3 protein-coding genes are annotated in these 1,762 nt (G+C 64.8%); 2 read left to right on the top strand and 1 reads right to left on the bottom strand.

Features of this window, described 5'->3' with window-relative positions:
• A partial coding sequence (locus DBR23_RS17170; RefSeq protein ID WP_108499052.1) for a rod shape-determining protein occupies window positions 1-908 on the bottom strand: 908 nt, incomplete at its 3' end.
• A 207-nt stretch (window positions 909-1,115) separates the two neighbouring features.
• On the opposite strand from DBR23_RS17170, the gene gatC reads away from it, so the two are divergent.
• The gene (gene gatC, locus DBR23_RS17165) at window positions 1,116-1,415 is read left to right on the top strand and encodes an Asp-tRNA(Asn)/Glu-tRNA(Gln) amidotransferase subunit GatC (protein ID WP_008907365.1); all 300 of its coding nucleotides are present in this window, start codon (window positions 1,116-1,118) and stop codon (window positions 1,413-1,415) included.
• Between the two features lie 12 nt (window positions 1,416-1,427).
• Window positions 1,428-1,762 (top strand): amidase family protein (locus DBR23_RS30925; protein ID WP_255581753.1); only part of this gene is annotated, 335 nt, incomplete at its 3' end.

Raw genomic sequence — 1,762 nt, 5'->3', positions numbered from 1 at the left:
TCGCGCAGCAGCGCGCCGCCGCCGGTGAGCATCATGCCGCGGTCGGCAATGTCGGCGCCCAGCTCGGGGGGGGTTTGTTCCAGCGCGTTCTTCACGGCCGAGACGATCTGGTTCAGCGGGTCGGTCAGGGCTTCCAGCACTTCGTTAGAAGAAATGGTGAAGCTGCGTGGCACGCCTTCGGACAGATTGCGGCCCTTGACTTCCATCTCGCGCACTTCGGAGCCCGGGAAGGCCGAGCCGATGTTCTTCTTGATGGCTTCGGCGGTGGGCTCGCCGATCAGCATGCCGTAGTTGCGGCGGATGTAGCTGATGATGGCTTCGTCGAACTTGTCGCCACCGACGCGCACACTGCCCTTGTAGACCATGCCGCCCAGCGAGATCACGCCGACTTCGGTGGTGCCGCCGCCGATGTCCACGACCATGGAGCCGCTGGCTTCCGACACCGGCAGGCCCGCGCCAATACCGGCGGCCATGGGCTCTTCGATCAGGTAGACCGCCGTGGCGCCTGCGGCCTCGGCCGCATCCTTGATGGCGCGGCGCTCGACCTGGGTGGAGCCGCAGGGCACGCAGATGATGATGCGCGGGCTGGGCGTGAACAGCGTGCGCGGGTGCACCATCTTGATGAACTGCTTGATCATCTGCTCGGTGATCACGAAGTCGGCGATCACGCCGTCCTTCATCGGGCGGATGGCTTCGATGTTGCCGGGCACCTTGCCCAGCATGGCCTTGGCCTCGTGGCCTACGGCCTGGATGACTTTCTTGCCATGGGGCCCGCCTTCGTGGCGGATGGCGACAACGGAGGGCTCGTCGAGCACGATGCCTTTGTCGCGGGCGAAGATGAGGGTGTTGGCTGTGCCAAGGTCAATGGCCAGGTCGGTGGAGAAATACCGACGGAAAGCTCCGAACATTCAAAAATCCTCTCGGGCACGGCATGCGCGTCGGCCTGCCATCGCCAGGTATTCAGGGGGGTGTTTATGGGCTTTTTTCACGCAATTGACTCCCATTCCAGGAGCTTTGCGGCAAAGCCGGGATAATACCCCATCCCCTGTGAATAACTCCCTCCGGCGCAGCCCGGATCACAGCTTTACTTCTGGTTTCTCTAGATTCTCCTCCCTATGGCACTGACCCCCCAGGACATCGGCCGCATTGCCAACTTGGCGCGGCTTGAGCTGACGCCCTCCGAAAGTGAGCGCATGCTCACGCAGCTCAATGGCTTCTTTGACATCGTGGAACAGATGCGGGCTGTGGATACCTCGGGCGTCACGCCCCTGGCCCACCCCGTCGCAGCTATCCAGGACGTGGCCCTGCGGCTGCGCGAGGACGTGGCCAGCGAGCCCAACCAGCGCGAAGCCAACCAGCAAAGCGCCCCCGCCGTCGAACGAGGCCTGTTCCTCGTGCCCAAAGTGATCGAGTAAGAGCCCCGCCGCATGACTTCCACCGCATTGCATGACCTGGGCGTGGCCCAGCTGGCCGCCGAGCTGCGCGAACGCCGCGTCTCGGCCGTCGAGGCCGCCCAGCATTTCCTCGCCCGCGCGCAGGCCCACCAGAACCTGGGCGCCTACGTGGCCGTGAACCCGGACATCACCCTGGCCCAGGCCCGCGCCCAGGACGCCGCCATTGCCGCAGGCACCGCAGGCCCCCTGGCCGGCGTGCCGATTGCGCACAAGGACATCTTTGTCACCAAAGGCTTCCCCAGCACTGCGGGCTCCAAGATGCTCGCTGGCTACCAGTCGCCCTTTGACGCCACCGTGGTCACCAAGCT

It is taken from the genome of Acidovorax sp. HMWF018 (assembly GCF_003061035.1).
Lineage (GTDB): Bacteria > Pseudomonadota > Gammaproteobacteria > Burkholderiales > Burkholderiaceae_C > Acidovorax > Acidovorax delafieldii.
The sequence above is the reverse complement of the archived record's forward strand: the minus strand, read 5'-3'. Positions and strand labels throughout refer to the sequence as shown.

Excerpts from the sequence above, each read along its gene's own strand:
- gatC (WP_008907365.1), top strand. The coding sequence starts at position 1,116 with ATGGCACTGACCCCCCAGGACATCGGCCGCATTGCCAACTTGGCGCGG.